This is a genomic window from Parabacteroides caeci (assembly GCF_023656795.1).
In the GTDB taxonomy this organism is placed as follows: domain Bacteria; phylum Bacteroidota; class Bacteroidia; order Bacteroidales; family Tannerellaceae; genus Parabacteroides; species Parabacteroides segnis.
Map to the genome: position 1 here is coordinate 1 of NZ_JAMOKT010000046.1, position 17704 is coordinate 17704.

Genomic DNA, 17704 nt, shown 5'->3' on the forward strand with positions numbered 1-17704 from the left:
AAAGTAAGAGCTACCAAAGGGCTGTTGGTACACTCCTTTGGAAAATTGGCAATTGCTCTACTTTCTTATGTTAATTTTTAATCTTTGAATCAGGTCGCCAACTCCTGATTCGCATTATTAATTTATAGATAAAAGTTATCTCTATTGTTGCCGGGTTCGGTTGTTTGTTAAACTTAAACCCTCTATATTTGTGAGCATAGTAAAACAAACAGTGTGAGAATATCGATATTGACAATCCGTGGGTTAGTGCAAGGCGTTGGCTTTCGTCCTTTTATCTATCGTATAGCAAATGAGCTGAAGATAAAAGGAGAGGTCGGTAACCGGAATAACGGAGTGTCGATCCGTGCGATCCTGACTCCGGAGCAGCGGGAACTTTTTATTTCCCGGATCAGAAATGAGCATCCGGCAGTTGCTTCGATCCATAGTGTTCAATGGGAAGAAGCCGACGTTACAGATACGGATTATCCGGATTTTATGATTGCACCCAGCCGTTCCGATTCGGAGGAGGTGACGCAGGTGGCGCCCGATATCGCTGTTTGTCCCGAATGCCTTTCCGACCGGATGAGGCAGCCGCATCGCTTGCGTTATCCTTTTATCAACTGTACGCATTGCGGCCCCCGTTTCTCCATCATCCGCGATTTACCTTACGACCGGAAGCAGACCACGATGGCCGCCTTTGCCATGTGTCCCGACTGCCGGAGGGAATACACGACGGTAGGCGACCGCCGTTTCCATGCACAGCCTGTGGCCTGCAATCATTGCGGGCCTTTCTATTATGCCATATATAATAATGTAAAGATAAAGGAGTATGATAAGTTGCTGGACCTGTCCGTCCGCCTGCTTCGTGAAGGCGAAGTGATAGCAGCGAAAGGTATTGGCGGCTATCACCTGATATGTGATGCCCTGAACGGGGAAGCGGTGGCACGTTTGCGGGCGATAAAGCAGCGCGACAGCAAGCCTTTTGCCGTTATGTTCCGCGATATGGAACATTTGCGGCATTATGCGGAGGCGGGCCCGGTCGAAGAAGACTGTCTGTCTTCCTGGCGTCGCCCGATTGTCTTGCTGAAACAAAAGAAAGCACTGGCGGACGATATAAACCGCGGCATGCGGACCTTGGGCTGTATGTTGCCTTATATGCCGTTGCATGAGGACTGGTTTGCCGCCCTCGACACACCGGCCCTGGTGATGACAAGCGGCAACCTGAGCGATTACCCTATCGCCATAACTCCGGACGAAGCCGCGGAGCAGTTGTCCGGAAAAGTCGCTCTCCTGCTTCACCATAACAGGGATATTCATAACCGGGTGGACGATTCAGTCCTTCAGGTTTGCGGCGGGCAACCTTGCCTGGTGCGCCGTTCGCGCGGCTATGTACCGGAACCTTTCTTTGCCGACATTCCCGTGGAAGGTATCCTGGCTTTCGGTGCGGAGAAAGTAAATACGTTTGCCCTGGGAAAAGGGGATACCATTCTGCAAAGCCAGTATATCGGTGACCTGAAGAACTGGGAGACATTCAGCTTCTACACGGAATCGCTGGACCGCTTCCGGCATCTTTTTCGTTTTACCCCTTCTGTACTGGCTTGCGACATGCATCCTGATTATCTCTCATCGCAGGAGGCGGAGCGCGTTGCCGCACGTACCGGATTGCCTCTGCTGAGAATACAACATCATCATGCCCATGCGGCAGCCTGCATGCTGGAATATGGCTTGCATGAGAAAGTGGTTGCCATCGTCCTGGACGGGACGGGGCTGGGTGACGACGGAAAGGTCTGGGGAGGCGAATTCTTCCTCTGCGACCGCAAAGAGTACCGCCGTCTCTCGCATTTTGAATATGTCCCGCTGCCCGGTGGCGATAAGGCGGCTGTGGAACCCTGGCGGATGGCTGTCGCTTATCTGTGGCATTATTGGGGAGATTCCGCCCGTTTCCCGGAAGGCTTTTCCGAACGGGTGGGTGCGGATAAAATCCGCCTGCTGATGACGATGATGGAGAGAGGCGTCAATACGCCCTATACCTCGGGTGCCGGCCGGCTATTTGATGCCGTCGCCTCCCTCTTGGGGTTGTGCGATGTGTCGACCCATCAGGCCGAGGCTCCTGTAAAACTGGAGCAGGCAGCCGGCAGTGAACTGTCGGCGCGTTATCCGGTTATAATAAAGGAAGGTGTTATATCCTTCCGCCCCTTGTTTGAGGGACTGTTGAACGATTGGGCTTCCGGAGTCTCCGTCGGTGACCTGGCTGCCCGGTTCCATAATACGATGGCTTTCCTGCTGCTCGACGAGGCCGCACGCCATCTGCAACAGACCGGAGCGACCCGTGTGGTTATCTCCGGCGGCTGTTTTCAAAATAAAAGGTTGACGGAACAGTTGCAACGTTTATTTGCCGCAAAAGGCATCCCGTTGTATGTCCCGGGCCGTATACCATGTAATGACGGGGGAGTTGCCGTCGGCCAGCTGGCCATTGCCGCTTCCCGGAATAAAAAAGACTGATTATGCACGAAATGTCTATTGCACAGAGTATCGTAGAACTGGCCGAAGAACAGGCACGCAGCCGTCATTCGGAAGCCGTCGAGGAACTGGAACTGGAAATCGGCCGTCTGGCGGGTGTGGAATTGCATACGCTTGATTTCGCACTGGAAAGTGCTGTGAAAGGTTCCCTGCTCGAACATGCTTCGATTGTCCGCCATATCATTGACGGCGAGGGCATGTGTACCGGTTGCGGGCAGACTTTCCCGATGGAGACTCTGTTCACACCTTGCCCGGCATGCGGTTCCTATTGTGTTAAAATCATTAAAGGAAAAGAACTTCGTGTAAAATCTATTGTTATTAAATAATAAATACAAAACGCTTATGTGTGGAACTTGCGGGTGTGGAGAACACCATCATCATCACGAACACGACCATCATCATGAACATGGCCATGAACATCATCATCACCATCACGATGAGGATAAGGTAATAACTCTTGAACAGGATATACTCCGGCGGAACAATCTGCTGGCGGAGCGCAACCGCGGTTATTTTGAGGCAAAGGAAATCTTCTGCCTGAACCTGATGAGTTCGCCCGGTTCCGGAAAGACTACGTTGCTGGAGGAAACCGTGCGCCGCCTGAAAGGCAAGCTCCCTTTGTATGTCATTGAGGGAGACCAGCAGACTTCTAATGATGCCGACCGCATTGCCGCACTGGATATCCCCGTTTTCCAGGTCAACACCGGGACCGGTTGCCATCTGGAAGCTGATATGGTGAATCACGCAGTCAAACATCTGGCGCCGGCCGATCATTCGATACTTTTCATAGAGAACGTCGGCAACCTTGTTTGTCCTGCCATGTTCGACTTGGGAGAAGCAAAGAAAGTAGTTATCGTTAGCACGACCGAAGGTGACGATAAGCCGTTGAAATACCCGCACATCTTTGCAGAAGCCGATGTTTGCGTAATCAATAAGACAGACCTGGCACCCTATCTGAATACCGATATAGAGACCTTGAAGAGTAATGCTTTAAAGGTGAATCATCATTTGCAGGTGTTTGAAGTGTCGGCAACGAAAGGGGACGGCATGGATGCCTGGTGCGACTGGTTGTGCTCAGAATGTGCAAAATGTAAATAAATAACCCCTGTTTCGATGGATAAATGGATAAAAAAGCTATATTTGTTCCAGTTCATTGAATCAAAATAATCAAAATGTTATGATTAACCGAGAATTAATCGACCCGAAGAGCATAGTCGTAGTAGGCGGCTCGAATAATGTACACAAGCCGGGCGGGCGTTTGGTACGAAATCTCCTTGATGGCAAATATAAAGGAGAACTGTATGTCGTGAATGCCAGGGAAGACGACGTGCAAGGTCTGAAATCGTATCATTCCGTGCAGGATATTCCGGATACGGAAATGGCTATCATATCGATTCCCGGTTCTTCGTGTCCCGAAGCAGTTGATATCCTGGCTAAACAGAAGAATGTAAAAGCATTTATCGTGGTTTCCGCCGGCTTTGGCGAAGAGACCCACGAGGGGGCTGTACTCGAAAATCAGATGCTGGATAGTGTGAACGAAGCAGGTGCTTCCATGATTGGCCCGAACTGTATCGGACTGATGAATATGAATTTTCATGGAGTATTTACACAGCCTATCCCCGAATTTCATCCTGACGGAGTCGACTTCGTCTCCAGTTCCGGCGGTACGGCGCTTTTCATCATTGAATCGGCATTGACAAAAGGATTGCGTTTCTCCTCTGTATGGTCGGTTGGCAACTCCAAGCAGATTGGGGTAGAGGAAGTGATTGAGTATATGGACCGTAACTTTGATCCTGTACTCGATTCCAAAATCAAGATGCTTTATATCGAACAGATTAAAAATCCCGATAAATTATTGTATCATGCCGCTTCGCTGATTCGTAAAGGCTGTCATATCGCAGCCATCAAAGCAGGAAGCACCGAATCGGGCAAGCGTGCCGCTTCCTCGCATACCGGTGCGATTGCCAGTTCGGATTCGGCTGTGGAGGCTCTGTTCCGTAAAGCCGGTATCGTACGCTGTTTCAGCCGTGAAGAGCTAACGACAGTTGCCTGTATTTTCACCCTGAAAGAAGTAAAAGGAAAAAACTGTGCAATCATTACACACGCCGGAGGCCCTGCTGTCATGTTGGCGGATGCTCTTTCCAAAGGCCGTCTGAACGTCCCCAATCTGGAAGGTCCGATAGCGACCGAGTTGAAATCCAAGTTATATCCCGGAGCAGCCGTTAGTAATCCGATTGATATTATCGGAACGGGAACACCGGAGCATCTGGCTACGGCAATAGACTTCTGTGAGAATAAGTTTGAGGAAGTCGATTTGATGATGGTTATTTTCGGAAGTCCCGGTCTGGTGAAACTATATGATACATACGAAGTGCTTCATAAAAAAATGGAAGAGTGTAAGAAACCAATCTTCCCGGTATTGCCTTCTATCGTAACTGCCGGCCCGGAAGTGCGCAGCTTTGTGAAAAAGGGGCATGTGAATTTCTCGGACGAGGTGACTTTGGGTACGGCTCTTTCCCGTGTGATCAATACGCCGAAGCCGATGAGTACCGATATACAATTATATGGTGTCAATGTGCCCGAAGTGCGTCGTATCATCGACCAGTTGCCATCCAACGGTTATCTGGCTCCCGAACAGGTTCGTACGCTGCTGGGTGCTGCCAATATCCCATTGATGGAAGAGTTTACATCGACCGACAAAGACGAGTTGATTACTTTTGCCAAACGTGTAAAATTCCCTGTTGTAGCGAAGGTGGTCGGTCCTGTACATAAAAGTGATATTGGCGGTGTTGCCCTGAATATCCGCAGTGAGGAGCACTTGTTGTTTGAGTTTGAACGTATGATGCGCCTGCCGGATGTGACGGCAATTATGGTACAGCCTATGCTGAAAGGGCAGGAGTTGTTCCTCGGGGCGAAGTATGAGGAAGGCTTCGGTCATGTAATCCTTTGCGGTCTGGGAGGTATTTTTGTTGAGGTACTGAAAGATGTTTCTTACGGTCTGGCTCCGTTATCCTATGACGAGACCTTTTCAATGATTCGTTCTTTACGCGGTTACCCGATTATTAAAGGTACACGCGGGCAGAAAGGTATCGACGAGCAACAATATGCAGACATTATAGTCCGTCTTTCAACTTTGCTTCGTTTTGCTTCTGAAATAAAAGAAATGGATATTAACCCGCTGGTTGCAACCGACCGGGGATTATTTGCGGTAGACGCCCGTATCCGGATAGAAAAATAATATCTCTGACAGATATTAATAAAAAGGGGAATTGAAACGTAAGCCTGTCGATTTGTTTCAATTCCCCTTCGTTTATTTGTACTATTCAGCCTGTTTTCTTCCTCTTCTTTTTCGTCCGGGAAGTGACGGCGGAATATTATCTCTGACAAATTTTTTAAAGCTACTGAGCGATACCTGGTAATACTCGGCCAGTTCGGCGTACGTAGCATTTTCTTCGTTGAGTTCCTTTTCTATCTGTTCTTTCTGCGCAAGTAGGTGGTCCATTTTGGGAGTACCTTTCGGGCGTCCGAGGGTTGTACCCCGGCTTCTGGTAATTTCCAGCGATTCTTTTGTCCGTGTCGAGATTAGTTTGCTTTCAATTTCCGAGACGAGCCCAAAAGTAAATGCTAACGTTTTGCTGTCGACATTGTTTTCAAAAGTATACCCTTCTTTGAGACAGTAAAGAGTGATCTTTTTTTCAATACATAATAATATCAAATGCATAATTTCCATCAACCTCCGGCTCAGGCGTGTGACATCGGCTACAATTAATGTATCGCCGGCCTCCATATTTTTTATAATATCTTCAAGCCTGTTCTTATGTCGTGAGGATGTTGTTCGTGTATCTTTATGCCATTTGTCTATAGTCATGTTATTGTTCGCGGCAAACTGTTCAATCGCATTTTTTTGATTGTCACTTTGTTGCTTGTTTGAATATGTTCGTGTATAGGCAATTATCATACTATTTTTAATGTTGATACGTTTATATTATAACATATTGGCTAGCAATATGTTCATGTCTGCTTGTCCTTCTTTCTGCTGTTTCACCTCCTTTCCTTTAAATCTTGTAATTAAACAGATGCGAAAATAATCAATTAAAAAAGAACACGAAATATTTGGTGGATAAAAATAAATACTTACCTTTGCACCGCAATCGACAATAAAGGGGTTGCAAAACGGGGTGTAGCGCAGTCCGGTTAGCGCACCTGCTTTGGGAGCAGGGGGTCCCAGGTTCGAATCCTGGTACCCCGACAAGAAAGAGAATCAACAAAATAGTTGGTTCTCTTTTTATTTTTTATCTATATGATATATTATCCAAACTTTTCTTTCCTGGTTAGTTTTTTACAAATAAACTGTCATACTCTCATTTTTCTTTTATATTGATTGAATCTCAATGTGTATATCTATGATAGTTGTTTGAAATAACTATCATGGCAACTGTCATAATCCTCATTTAACTATCATATCTTCCTGTTTATCGAAAATATAAGGTGCCTGAATGTATTGTCGGTGAGCTATTTTACATTATATATGCTTCTTTTTTTAGTGATGTTATAGCTTTTTTTGCGAAGAATAAGTGGATTATTTCTCTGAGACCCCTATTTGAGTGCCTTTTACACCCGGGTTTGAACTGTGCTGAGACCCGGGTGTAAAGGGAAAACAGACCCGGGTCTCAGCGTAAATGGGTCGTTATGTTGTTGAAAATAAACAATATACTGCATGATAAAATATAGGTGTGTTTATGATAGTATGATGGTTGTGTCGATCCGTATCATCTAAACTATCATACGATGCATGGCTTTGAATATCAATTGATGAGGTTTGTGTTATGATAGTATGACAGTTGTTTTGTGTTGAGCAATTACAAGTATCATTAGTTAGGTTATCCTGTTTTTCTTTTAATTTCAATGAAAATATTATAGTTAATGAATATAGTATTATCTTTGCAGACCGGCTGCGCGTAGAGTACAATAGTATTTTACAGGTACATTGTATGTATACTTTTGATTCATGGAATTAAAACAAATAAATCTTTAAAAAGATGTATAGAACAAGAACATGTGGAAACTTGCGCCTGGCAGACGAAGGTCTGGTGGTTACTTTAGCCGGATGGGTGCAGAGAACTCGTAAGATGGGCGGTATGACGTTTGTCGATCTTCGTGACCGTTATGGTATAACCCAGCTGGTATTCAACCAGGAAGTAGATGCTGATCTTTGTGAAAAAGCAAACAAACTGGGCCGTGAGTATGTGATTCAGGTAACAGGAACTGTCAGAGAACGTTCCAGCAAGAACAAAAATATTCCGACAGGGGATATTGAACTGATTGTTTCGGAACTGAATGTGCTGAATGCAGCAGCAACTCCTCCTTTCACGATCGAAGATGAAACGGATGGTGGAGACGACCTGCGTATGAAATACCGTTACCTGGACTTGCGTCGTAATGCCGTTCGTAAGAATCTGGAACTACGCCACCGCATGGCTTTCGAAGTTCGTAACTATCTGGATAAACAGGGATTCCTGGAAGTGGAAACTCCGGTGTTGGTAAATTCAACTCCTGAAGGTGCCCGCGACTTCGTTGTTCCTTCACGTATGAATCCGGGACAGTTCTATGCATTACCGCAGTCACCGCAGACCTTGAAGCAGTTGCTGATGGTTTCCGGTTTCGACCGTTATTTCCAGATCGTGAAATGTTTCCGCGACGAAGACCTGCGTGCCGACCGTCAACCGGAATTTACACAGATCGACTGCGAAATGAGTTTCGTTGAGCAGGAAGATGTACTGAATATCTTTGAAGGTATGGCAAAGCACCTGTTCAAGGTAATCCGTGGCATCGAAATTAAAGAGCCGTTCCAGCGCATGACCTGGCACGATGCAATGAAATATTATGGTAGCGACAAACCCGACCTGCGTTTCGGCATGAAGTTTGTCGAATTGATGGATATTATGAAAGGTCATGGTTTCTCTGTATTCGATGATGCTGCTTATGTTGGCGGTATCTGTGCAGAAGGGGCAGCAACTTATACACGTAAACAACTGGATGCGCTGACTGAATTCGTTAAACGTCCGCAGGTAGGAGCGAAGGGTATGGTATATGCCCGCGTAGAAGCCGATGGCAGCGTGAAGTCGAGCGTAGACAAATTCTATACACAGGAAACATTGCAACAGATGAAGGAAGCCTTCGGTGCAAAACCGGGCGACCTGATCCTGATCCTTTCAGGCGATAATGCGATGAAGACCCGCAAACAGCTTTGCGAATTGCGTCTTGAAGTGGCAAGTCAGTTGGGATTGCGCGATAAGAACAAGTTTGCTTGCCTGTGGGTGGTTGACTTCCCTCTGTTCGAGTGGAGCGAAGAAGATCAGCGTTTCTATGCTATGCACCATCCGTTCACCTCTCCGAAGCCGGAAGATATTCCGTTGCTGGATAGCGATACGGGTGCCGTACGTGCTAATGCTTACGATATGGTTATCAATGGTGTTGAAGTGGGTGGAGGTTCTATCCGTATCCATGACAGCAAATTGCAGGATAAGATGTTCCAGTTGTTGGGATTCACCGAAGAAAGAGCACAGTCTCAGTTCGGCTTCCTGATGAATGCTTTCAAGTATGGCGCACCCCCTCACGGAGGTCTGGCTTATGGTCTGGACCGTTGGGTGTCTTTATTTGCCGGTCTCGATTCAATCCGCGACTGTATCGCTTTCCCGAAAAACAATTCAGGCCGCGATGTCATGCTCGATGCTCCGTCTGTAATCGACGACGTGCAGCTGGATGAATTGTGTCTGAAGATAAATAATGAGCAAATATGAAAATGTGCCAATGTGCCAATGAAGAAGGTAACCTCATAATTGGCACATTGGCATTTTGGCAAATTGATAAATTATTGTTATGATACGGATAAAGGATGTTCTGAAAGAATTGGAGCAATACGCTCCGTTGCCATTGCAGGAAAGCTTTGATAATGCAGGTGTACAGGTAGGTGATGTGAGCCAGCTTGCCACCGGTGCGCTTCTTTGCCTGGACGTTACCGAGGAGGTGGTCGACGAGGCGATAGAAACGGGGTGTAACCTGATTATTTCACATCATCCTTTAGCCTTTAAAGCATTCAAGTCGTTGACCGGTTCCACTTATATCGAGCGGTGTATGATAAAGGCATGCAAATATGATCTGGTGATCTATGCAGCCCATACCAATCTCGATAATGCTGCCGGAGGCGTTAACTTCCGTTTGGCGGAACTGATCGGACTGGAAAATGTACGTGTGCTGAGTCCTCAGAAGGGAGCCTTGCTGAAACTGGTTACTTTCGTGCCCGAGGTGTATGCGGAGTTGGTACGGACTACCTTGTTCAATGCCGGTGCCGGTACTGTTGGTGCTTACGATTCATGTAGTTTCAATCTGGCAGGTAAGGGAACTTTCCGTGCCGGAGAGGGTACAAATCCGTTTTGTGGTGAAGTGGGAGAGTTGCATGTGGAGCGCGAAATCCGCATCGAAACGATATTACCCGCTTTTCGTAAATCGACGATTACACGCGCCCTGCTTTCGGTTCATCCGTACGAAGAACCAGTGTTCGATTTCTATCCTTTGAATAATACCTGGGACCAGGTTGGTTCGGGGGTAGTGGGAGAGTTGCCCGAAGAAGAGGACGAGTTGGTTTTTCTGCAACGGATAAAAGACCTCTTTCAGGTCGGTTGCGTGAAGCATTCGGCCTTTACAGGCAAGCCGATACGTGAAGTTGCCTTGTGTGGCGGCAGTGGTGCATTCCTGATAAAAGATGCGATAGCCTACGGTGCGGACGTGTTCATTACAGGTGAGGCCAAATACAATGACTTTTATGATGTAGAGGATCGTATTCTGCTGGCTGTAATAGGTCATTATGAATCCGAAGTATGTACAAAAGACATCTTTTATAACATAATATCGAAAAAATTCCCTACCTTTGCCGTACATTTTTCGAATGTTAATTCAAACCCGGTAAAATATTTATAGAATGGCTACAGATAAACAATCAGCTGAAAAAGAGTATACAGTTGAAGAAAAGCTTTCTACGCTTTATCAACTTCAGACGATGATGACTGAAATTGATAAGATCAAAACGCTTCGTGGAGAGCTTCCCCTGGAAGTTCAGGACCTGGAAGATGAGATTGCAGGATTGGAAACCCGTCTTCAGAACTATCAGTCGGAGATCCAGGATTATGAGAGTGCTGTTGTTGAACAGAAACACAGAATTACAGAATCTACCGGACTGATCGAGAGATATAAATCGCAACTGGATAACGTGCGCAACAACCGCGAATTTGATAACCTGTCAAAGGAAATCGAATTCCAGGGACTTGAAATCGAATTTTCTGAAAAGAAGATCCGCGAATTCGGCGAAGCGATTAACCATAAGAAAGAAGAGATTGCCCAGCTTTCCGAAAGACTGGACGGCCGTAAGGCTGACCTGGTTCAGAAAAAAAGCGAACTGGAAGAAATCATTTCTGAAACAAAGCAGGAAGAAGAAAGACTGCGCGAAAAGGCTAAAAAACTGGAAACAACAATCGAACCCCGTTTGCTGACTGCATTCAAGCGTATCCGTAAAGGTGCCCGTAACGGTTTGGCTGTCGTTTATATCCAGCGTGATGCCTGCGGTGGTTGCTTCAACAAGATTCCGCCTCAGAAACAGATGGATATCAAGTTGCGTAAGAAAGTGATCGTTTGCGAATATTGCGGACGTATCATGATCGACCCGGAACTGGCAGGTATAGAAGATTAAAATTACATCTATAATTTTTAAGGCACGGATTACACGGATTAACACGGTTCTTATTTGATTAGACTGTGGAATCTGTGTAATCTGTGCCTGATTTTTTTTGTACCAATGAGAAATATTGTCCGTGCATACATAGAGAAACAACAGTTGCTGTCCGGTGACGGGCCTGTGCTGGTTGGTTTGAGCGGGGGAGCCGATTCGGTTGCCTTGCTTGCTTTGCTTGTGCAGCTCGATTATCCTTGTGTCGCCCTGCATTGTAATTTTCATCTGCGCGGCGACGAGTCTGTCCGCGATGAACAGTTTGCCCGGGAGATGGCACGTACACTGGATGTTCCTTTCTATAAAATAGATTTTGATACAACGGCTTATGGAGCCGAACATCATCTTTCTATCGAGATGGCGGCCCGAGAACTGCGTTATAACTGGTTTGAAGAGATGAGGCTGCGTTTGGGTGCACAAGCGATTGCCGTGGCCCATCATCGCGACGACAGTGTGGAAACCGTATTGATGAACCTGGTCCGTGGCACAGGAATCCGTGGGTTGGGAGGGATCCGGCCTAAAAATGGTTATGTGGTGCGTCCTTTGCTGGCTGTCAGCCGTAGCGAGATACTGGATTGGCTTGTTGAACAGCGGCTATCTTATGTAACCGACAGCACGAACTTGTCGGATGCCTATACACGTAACTTTATCCGTCTGCGTGTACTTCCTTTGCTGGAAGAGTTGAATCCTTCCGTAAAAGCGGCTATTGCGCGTACAGCCGATCATCTGGCCGAAACAGAGGCTATCTATCTGCATGTAGTGGAAAAGGCGCGCCGGGAATTGTTGGAAGAAGATTTCCGTATCCCGATTGCCCGCCTGATGGAGTATCCTTCGCCGGCAACGATCCAGTATGAATTGCTGAAACCTTACGGTTTTACCCGGCAGGTGGCCGACGATGTGTTCCGTTCGCTAACGGGAGAATCGGGCAAAATGTTTTACTCACCCGACTATCGTTTGCTGAAAGACCGTGAATATCTGCTGCTTTCGCCTGTAAAGAAAGAAGAAGAGCAGGAATATACTTTTACTGCGGATGATATCGTAGAAGAGATCTGGCGGGGTCCGGTTGAACTTTCTTTCTTTAAATCTGTTATTACTACTGACTTCTGTTTCCGGAAGGATAAACATATCGCCTATTTTGATTACGACAAACTCTCGTTTCCTCTGACACTTCGTAAATGGAAAGAAGGTGATTGGTTTATTCCCTTTGGAATGAAAGGCCGTAAGAAACTGAGCGATTATTTCTCAGATCATAAATTCAGCCGCATGGACAAAGAGCAGACATGGCTCCTTTGTAGCGGTGAAAACATCCTCTGGATTGTGGGAGAGCGCTCTGACAATCGTTATTGTATCGACAAAACGACTAAGAGTGTGCTGGTTGTGAATTTTTTTTCGACAAAAATAATAGAATAATTAAAAATGTTCTTACATTTGCAAAGATTTGCTCCGCAGATGTGTTACTAATGATTCAAATTAGCTAAACAATCCGGTTTTACATTGAAATTTTTATTATCAAAAACTATTAAGATACAATGATAGCGGAAGGCACGTATTGTACAATCTTTTATCGTGCGCCGTTTTTATTACTCACTTCTCAATATGCAGAAATATAACATTCTAGAACTAAATGAAAAACTCCTTCCTGAATTGCAGAGTATAGCGGAAGAGTTGGGAATTAAGAAAATAAGTTCTTTGAAAAAAGAAGAACTTGTTTATCGCATTCTTGATGAACAGGCTATCTCATACGCAGGTCTACAGGCAGAAAAGGAGAAAGAAAAAGAAGCTAAGAAGGCTGAAAAGCAGACAAAAGCAAAGAAACCTTCTAAAACGGCTGCTGCAAAAGCACCGAAGGCTGAAAGCAAACCGAAAGTTGCAAAAGCAGAAACAACCGAGGTTGTAGCCCCTAAAGCCACACAACCCGTTGAAGAAAAGCAGGCAGCTGTAGTTGCAGAAAAAAAGGAACAACCTGAGCGTAAGAAAAGAGTACGTATTGAAAAGAAGGAAAAAGTAGCTGGTGCAGTTGCTCCGGCTAATCAGACGGACGAAGTGAAAGTTTCGAAAGCCCCTCAGACTGTCACTACGGAAGTAGCTATAGAAAAGCCCTTATTACCTCCGGTTGTAGTTGAAGGCGCTCCCGAAGAGTTGCCGGTAGTCGAAGCGGCTCCCGTAGCTCCGGCGACTCCCGCAGAACCTGTCGTTGAAACGGCTCCTGAAGCACCGGCAGCAGAGGCTCCGGCAGCTAACGAACCTAAAAGGGTTGTGTTCAGACATCCGGACACCAAGTCGGTTCTTGACCAACTCTTCCCGTTCTCCCCTTCACCTGCCAAACAGGAAAAAGCTGCACCGCAGCAGCCTGAACCGCAGGCCGCTTCGCAACCGCAGCAACAGAACACGCCCCGTCAGAATAACAATAACAGACAGAACAACCACAATAATCAGCGCAACAATAACAATAATAATGCATCGCAAGATAAGCAATACGAGTTTGACGGTATCCTGATCGGTACAGGCGTATTGGAAATGATGCAGGATGGTTATGGTTTTCTGCGTTCTTCCGATTATAACTACCTGACTTCACCGGACGATATTTATGTATCGCAGTCGCAGATCAAACTGTTCGGACTGAAGACTGGTGACGTGGTGGAAGGTGCTATCCGTCCGCCGAAGGAAGGTGAAAAATATTTCCCGCTGGTAAAAGTGGACAAGATCAATGGTCGTTCGCCGGAAGAAGTGCGCGACCGCGTTCCTTTCGATCATCTGACACCGCTTTTCCCGGATGAAAAATTCATGCTTACAGCACGCAAGGCTCCGAAAGTATACGACAATATCGCTGTTCGCGTAGTCGACCTGTTCTCGCCGATCGGTAAAGGACAGCGTGGTTTGATCGTAGCACAGCCAAAGACCGGTAAAACCATGTTGCTGAAAGATATCGCCAATGCGATTGCAGCAAACCATCCGGAAGTCTATATGATCATCCTGTTGATCGACGAACGTCCGGAGGAAGTAACCGACATGGCACGTAGCGTTGATGCGGAAGTGATCGCTTCTACTTTCGATGAACCGGCAGAACGCCACGTGAAGATTGCCGAAATCGTTTTGAACAAGGCTAAACGTATGGTTGAATGCGGTCACGATGTAGTGATCCTGTTGGATTCGATTACTCGTCTGGCACGTGCTTATAACACAGTTCAGCCGGCTTCCGGTAAGGTTCTTTCCGGCGGTGTGGATGCGAACGCATTACAGAAACCGAAACGCTTCTTTGGTGCAGCCCGTAATATCGAAAACGGTGGTAGCCTGACGATTCTGGCAACAGCATTGACTGAGACTGGTTCTAAGATGGACGATGTGATTTTTGAGGAATTCAAGGGTACGGGTAATATGGAATTGCAGTTGGATCGCAAGCTGTCTAATAAGCGTATCTATCCGGCTGTCGACATTACTGCTTCAAGTACTCGCCGCGACGATTTGTTGCAGGATGAAAGTACATTGAACCGTATGTGGGTTCTTCGTAAATATCTGTCGGATATGAATTCGATCGAAGCGATGGAGTTTGTGAAGAAACGGATGGAACAGACTTATGACAATATGGAGTTCCTGGCTTCCATGAACGGATAATTCGTCAGGAATCAAAAAAATATACAGAAAGTCCCGTAGGGATTTTAATCGGCCCGGAGTTTATTAACTCCGGGTTTTTTTATGTTTATGTAGAGGAGGTATAAATAAAAACCCCAAGCTTGACTCGGGGTTACTTTCGAAAGTCTCTATAGACTGTTCTATTAGTTTGTATGTGTTTCGATTAAAATATTAAGATTCTTTCCGTGGTCTTCCGCGGCGGTTACCGTTTCTGGAGGGAGTTCCCGGACGTTTGTTTTCGAAGGATCTTCCTCCGGTGCTACCGTCTTTCCGGGGACGTCCACGTCCGCGACGCATGTTTCCGTATTTTTCAGGTTCGTATAGCGGGGTTTCGCCGAACTTCGGGTCGATGGGAATTTTATAAACTTCTTTTTCCAGGAAGTCTTCAATACGTTTGAATTGTGCCTGCTCTTCAATGCTGATGAATGTGATGGCCAATCCTTCGCCTCCGGTACCACGGGCAGTACGGCCGATGCGGTGTACATAATCTTCCGGGTCGTGGGGGATATCGTAGTTTACTACCAGTTTGATGTCGTTGATGTCAATACCGCGCGAAACAACATCGGTTGCCACCAGGATATCGATATGTCCGTTCTTGAACTCTTTCATTACCTCTTCGCGCTGCGACTGCTCCAGGTCGGAGTGCATGGCTGCTACATTGAACTTCATTCGTTTCAGGGTGGAGGCGAGCTCTTTCACTTTCATTTTGGAGGAAGAGAAAATAATGACACGTTGCGGGCGACTTTGCAAGAACAGGTCTTCAAGTATCTTTAGCTTCTGAGGATCATAGCAGATATAGGCTGTCTGCATAATTGTTTCGGGAGGTCGTGAGATGGCAATTTTGACTTCTTCGGGATTCTTCAGGATTGTTTTTGCTAACGTCCGGATTTTGGGTGGCATGGTAGCCGAGAACATGATAGTCTGACAAGTGGGAGGCAGTTGTTTATATACCTGCATGATGTCGTCGTAAAATCCCATATCCAGCATACGGTCTGCTTCATCCAGTACAAAATAGGAAACCTGTGAAAGGTCTACTGTTCCCAGTTTCAGGTGGGACAACAAACGTCCCGGAGTGGCGATAACGATATCGGCCCCCATTTCCATACCACGCTTCTGTTGCTCCCAGGCAACTCCGTCGGTACCACCGTATACGGCCACAGCCGATACCGGAACAAAATATGTAAAACCTTCGATCTGCTGGTCTATCTGCTGGGCCAACTCGCGGGTTGGAGCCATAATAACTGCATTGACCGCATTGTCAGGATGATTGCCTTTGCTTAATTGGTTAATTAATGGCAACACGTAGGCTGCTGTTTTCCCTGTACCGGTTTGTGCACAGGCAATAATATCCTTCCCTTCTAAGATAACAGGAATAGTTAATTCCTGTACAGGAGTTGTTTCCTGAAAATTCATAGCATCGAGTCCGTCCAATACGGCCTCTTCTAAATCCAATTCGTCAAATCTCATCTTTTATCATTAAATTCTCCGTAAAGGTAAATAATATTTGTCAAATTCTACAATAGTAACCCCGGCTCTTGTAATAATTGTCCTGTAAATTTCTGTAAGCGTTGAAAATTGATGTATCTATATAGTGGGGTACCGTAAAAAATTAATATCTTTGCCTACATTGGAAAAATAGCAAGTTATATTATGGGAACAAATGATAGCTGCAACAGCTCTCAAAAGAAAGTAACCTTAAATGAGCCGGATACTGTTCATGAGTTACTGAATACGATATTAGATCATTTGCCTTTGGGTGTGTTTGTGAAAGATCCGGAAGATCATTTCAATTATCTTTACTGGAATAAATTTATGGAAGAGATAACAGGGATTGATACTTCCCAGATCGAGGGGCACGATGACTCTGAAGTGCATTATAATGCCTTAATGTCGGTAGAGGAACGGTTGGGGATAGATAAGAGAGTCATCAGTTCAGGAAAAGAGGCCGAATTTCATGGATGGCTCAAGGCCGCTTCCGGTGAGATGAAATATCTTGAAGTAGAAAAATACCCGATTTCTTTAAGTAACGGGAAACCTCTGTTGCTGGCTTTGTGGCGTGATGCCACAGTTAAGCGGGCAATAGAAAAACGTCTCGAAGATGAGCGTGATAAAGCGGAAATGGCTGATAAGCTGAAATCAAAATATCTGGCAGACATGAGTCATGAGATCCGTACGCCGTTGAATGCAATAACCGGTTTTTCAGAAATGATGGCGTTTGCGGATACAGACGAAGAGCGTATGTCTTATTACGAGATAATCAAGGCGAATAATCAATTACTTATGCAGCTTATCAACGATATTCTGGACTTGTCGAAGATTGAGGCGGATGCGATAAAGATTAGTTATGCTCCGATCGACCTGAACGAGATGATGGATACGACCTATGCTTCTGTAAAGCCCCGTATGCCGAAAGATGTGAAGTTGATTCTGGAAAAAGGATTGGATAGCTGCACCTTTGGAACCGATTATATCCGCTTACTCCAATTAGTAAATAACCTGGTCAATAATGCGATCAAGAATACTAAAAAGGGAAGTATTACGATGGGGTATAAGGCGCTGGAAGATGGCCGGCTGAATTTTTATGTGAAGGATACCGGACAGGGGATAGCCGAGGAGCAGCTGCAAAACCTCTTTAACCGCTTTGTTAAAGTCAATGACTATGTGGAAGGTATCGGCCTGGGACTTGCTATATGCAAAGGGCTTGTTACTAAAATGGGAGGCTCGATCTGTGTAGAATCGCAACTAGGGGAAGGTTCTACTTTTTCGTTTATTCTGCCTTCACGAGAAGAATAATGT

The 17704-nt window shown here is 46.0% G+C and carries 12 protein-coding genes and 1 tRNA gene; 11 read left to right on the plus strand and 2 right to left on the minus strand.

All coding sequences use genetic code 11. From position 1 onward, the window contains the following. Window positions 1-213: 213 nt before the first annotated feature. From hypF to NBH15_RS20115, 4 genes are all read left to right on the plus strand, one after another. A complete protein-coding gene (gene hypF, locus NBH15_RS20100) occupies window positions 214-2481 on the plus strand; it encodes a carbamoyltransferase HypF (RefSeq protein WP_250823396.1) in 2268 nt (755 codons plus the stop codon). A gap of 2 nt (window positions 2482-2483) precedes the next feature. Continuing rightward, the gene (locus tag NBH15_RS20105) at window positions 2484-2825 is read left to right on the plus strand and encodes a hydrogenase maturation nickel metallochaperone HypA/HybF (protein WP_007653250.1); all 342 of its coding nucleotides are present in this window, start codon (window positions 2484-2486) and stop codon (window positions 2823-2825) included. A gap of 16 nt (window positions 2826-2841) precedes the next feature. Then, window positions 2842-3597 carry a hydrogenase nickel incorporation protein HypB gene (gene hypB, locus NBH15_RS20110; RefSeq protein ID WP_048314694.1) on the plus strand — a complete coding sequence of 252 codons (756 nt, stop codon included), beginning with the start codon at window positions 2842-2844 and terminating at the stop codon, window positions 3595-3597. Between the two features lie 79 nt (window positions 3598-3676). Further along, entirely contained in the window at window positions 3677-5737 is a 2061-nt protein-coding gene (locus tag NBH15_RS20115) for an acetate--CoA ligase family protein (RefSeq protein WP_250823397.1), read from the plus strand. Between the two features lie 81 nt (window positions 5738-5818). Here NBH15_RS20115 and NBH15_RS20120 read toward each other — a convergent pair whose 3' ends face one another. Then, entirely contained in the window at window positions 5819-6457 is a 639-nt protein-coding gene (locus NBH15_RS20120; RefSeq protein ID WP_007653257.1) for a recombinase family protein, read from the minus strand. A gap of 216 nt (window positions 6458-6673) precedes the next feature. On the opposite strand from NBH15_RS20120, the gene NBH15_RS20125 reads away from it, so the two are divergent. From NBH15_RS20125 to rho, 6 genes are all read left to right on the plus strand, one after another. Continuing rightward, window positions 6674-6748, plus strand: a tRNA-Pro gene (locus tag NBH15_RS20125). 790 nt (window positions 6749-7538) lie between these two features. Further along, on the plus strand, window positions 7539-9299 hold the full coding sequence (gene aspS, locus NBH15_RS20130) for an aspartate--tRNA ligase (protein ID WP_250823398.1): 1761 nt from the start codon (window positions 7539-7541) through the stop codon (window positions 9297-9299). Between the two features lie 79 nt (window positions 9300-9378). Next, window positions 9379-10476, plus strand: coding sequence for a Nif3-like dinuclear metal center hexameric protein (locus tag NBH15_RS20135; RefSeq protein ID WP_250823399.1), 1098 nt, complete (start codon window positions 9379-9381; stop codon window positions 10474-10476). A 1-nt stretch (window position 10477) separates the two neighbouring features. After that, window positions 10478-11242, plus strand: a complete 765-nt coding sequence (locus tag NBH15_RS20140; RefSeq protein ID WP_128134750.1) for a zinc ribbon domain-containing protein — start codon at window positions 10478-10480, stop codon at window positions 11240-11242. Window positions 11243-11347: 105 nt separating this feature from the next. After that, window positions 11348-12688, plus strand: coding sequence for a tRNA lysidine(34) synthetase TilS (gene tilS / locus NBH15_RS20145; RefSeq protein WP_250823400.1), 1341 nt, complete (start codon window positions 11348-11350; stop codon window positions 12686-12688). A gap of 186 nt (window positions 12689-12874) precedes the next feature. Beyond that, window positions 12875-14890, plus strand: coding sequence for a transcription termination factor Rho (gene rho / locus NBH15_RS20150; RefSeq protein ID WP_250823401.1), 2016 nt, complete (start codon window positions 12875-12877; stop codon window positions 14888-14890). 189 nt (window positions 14891-15079) lie between these two features. Here the strand turns inward: rho and NBH15_RS20155 are convergent, their stop codons facing one another. Further along, window positions 15080-16375 (minus strand): DEAD/DEAH box helicase, encoded by a 1296-nt coding sequence (locus tag NBH15_RS20155; RefSeq protein ID WP_128134753.1) that lies wholly within the window; start codon window positions 16373-16375, stop codon window positions 15080-15082. A 183-nt stretch (window positions 16376-16558) separates the two neighbouring features. Between NBH15_RS20155 and NBH15_RS20160 the strand changes: the two genes are divergently transcribed. Beyond that, complete coding sequence (locus NBH15_RS20160; protein ID WP_128134754.1) at window positions 16559-17701, plus strand: PAS domain-containing sensor histidine kinase; 1143 nt, start codon at window positions 16559-16561, stop codon at window positions 17699-17701. Window positions 17702-17704 lie beyond the last annotated feature (3 nt).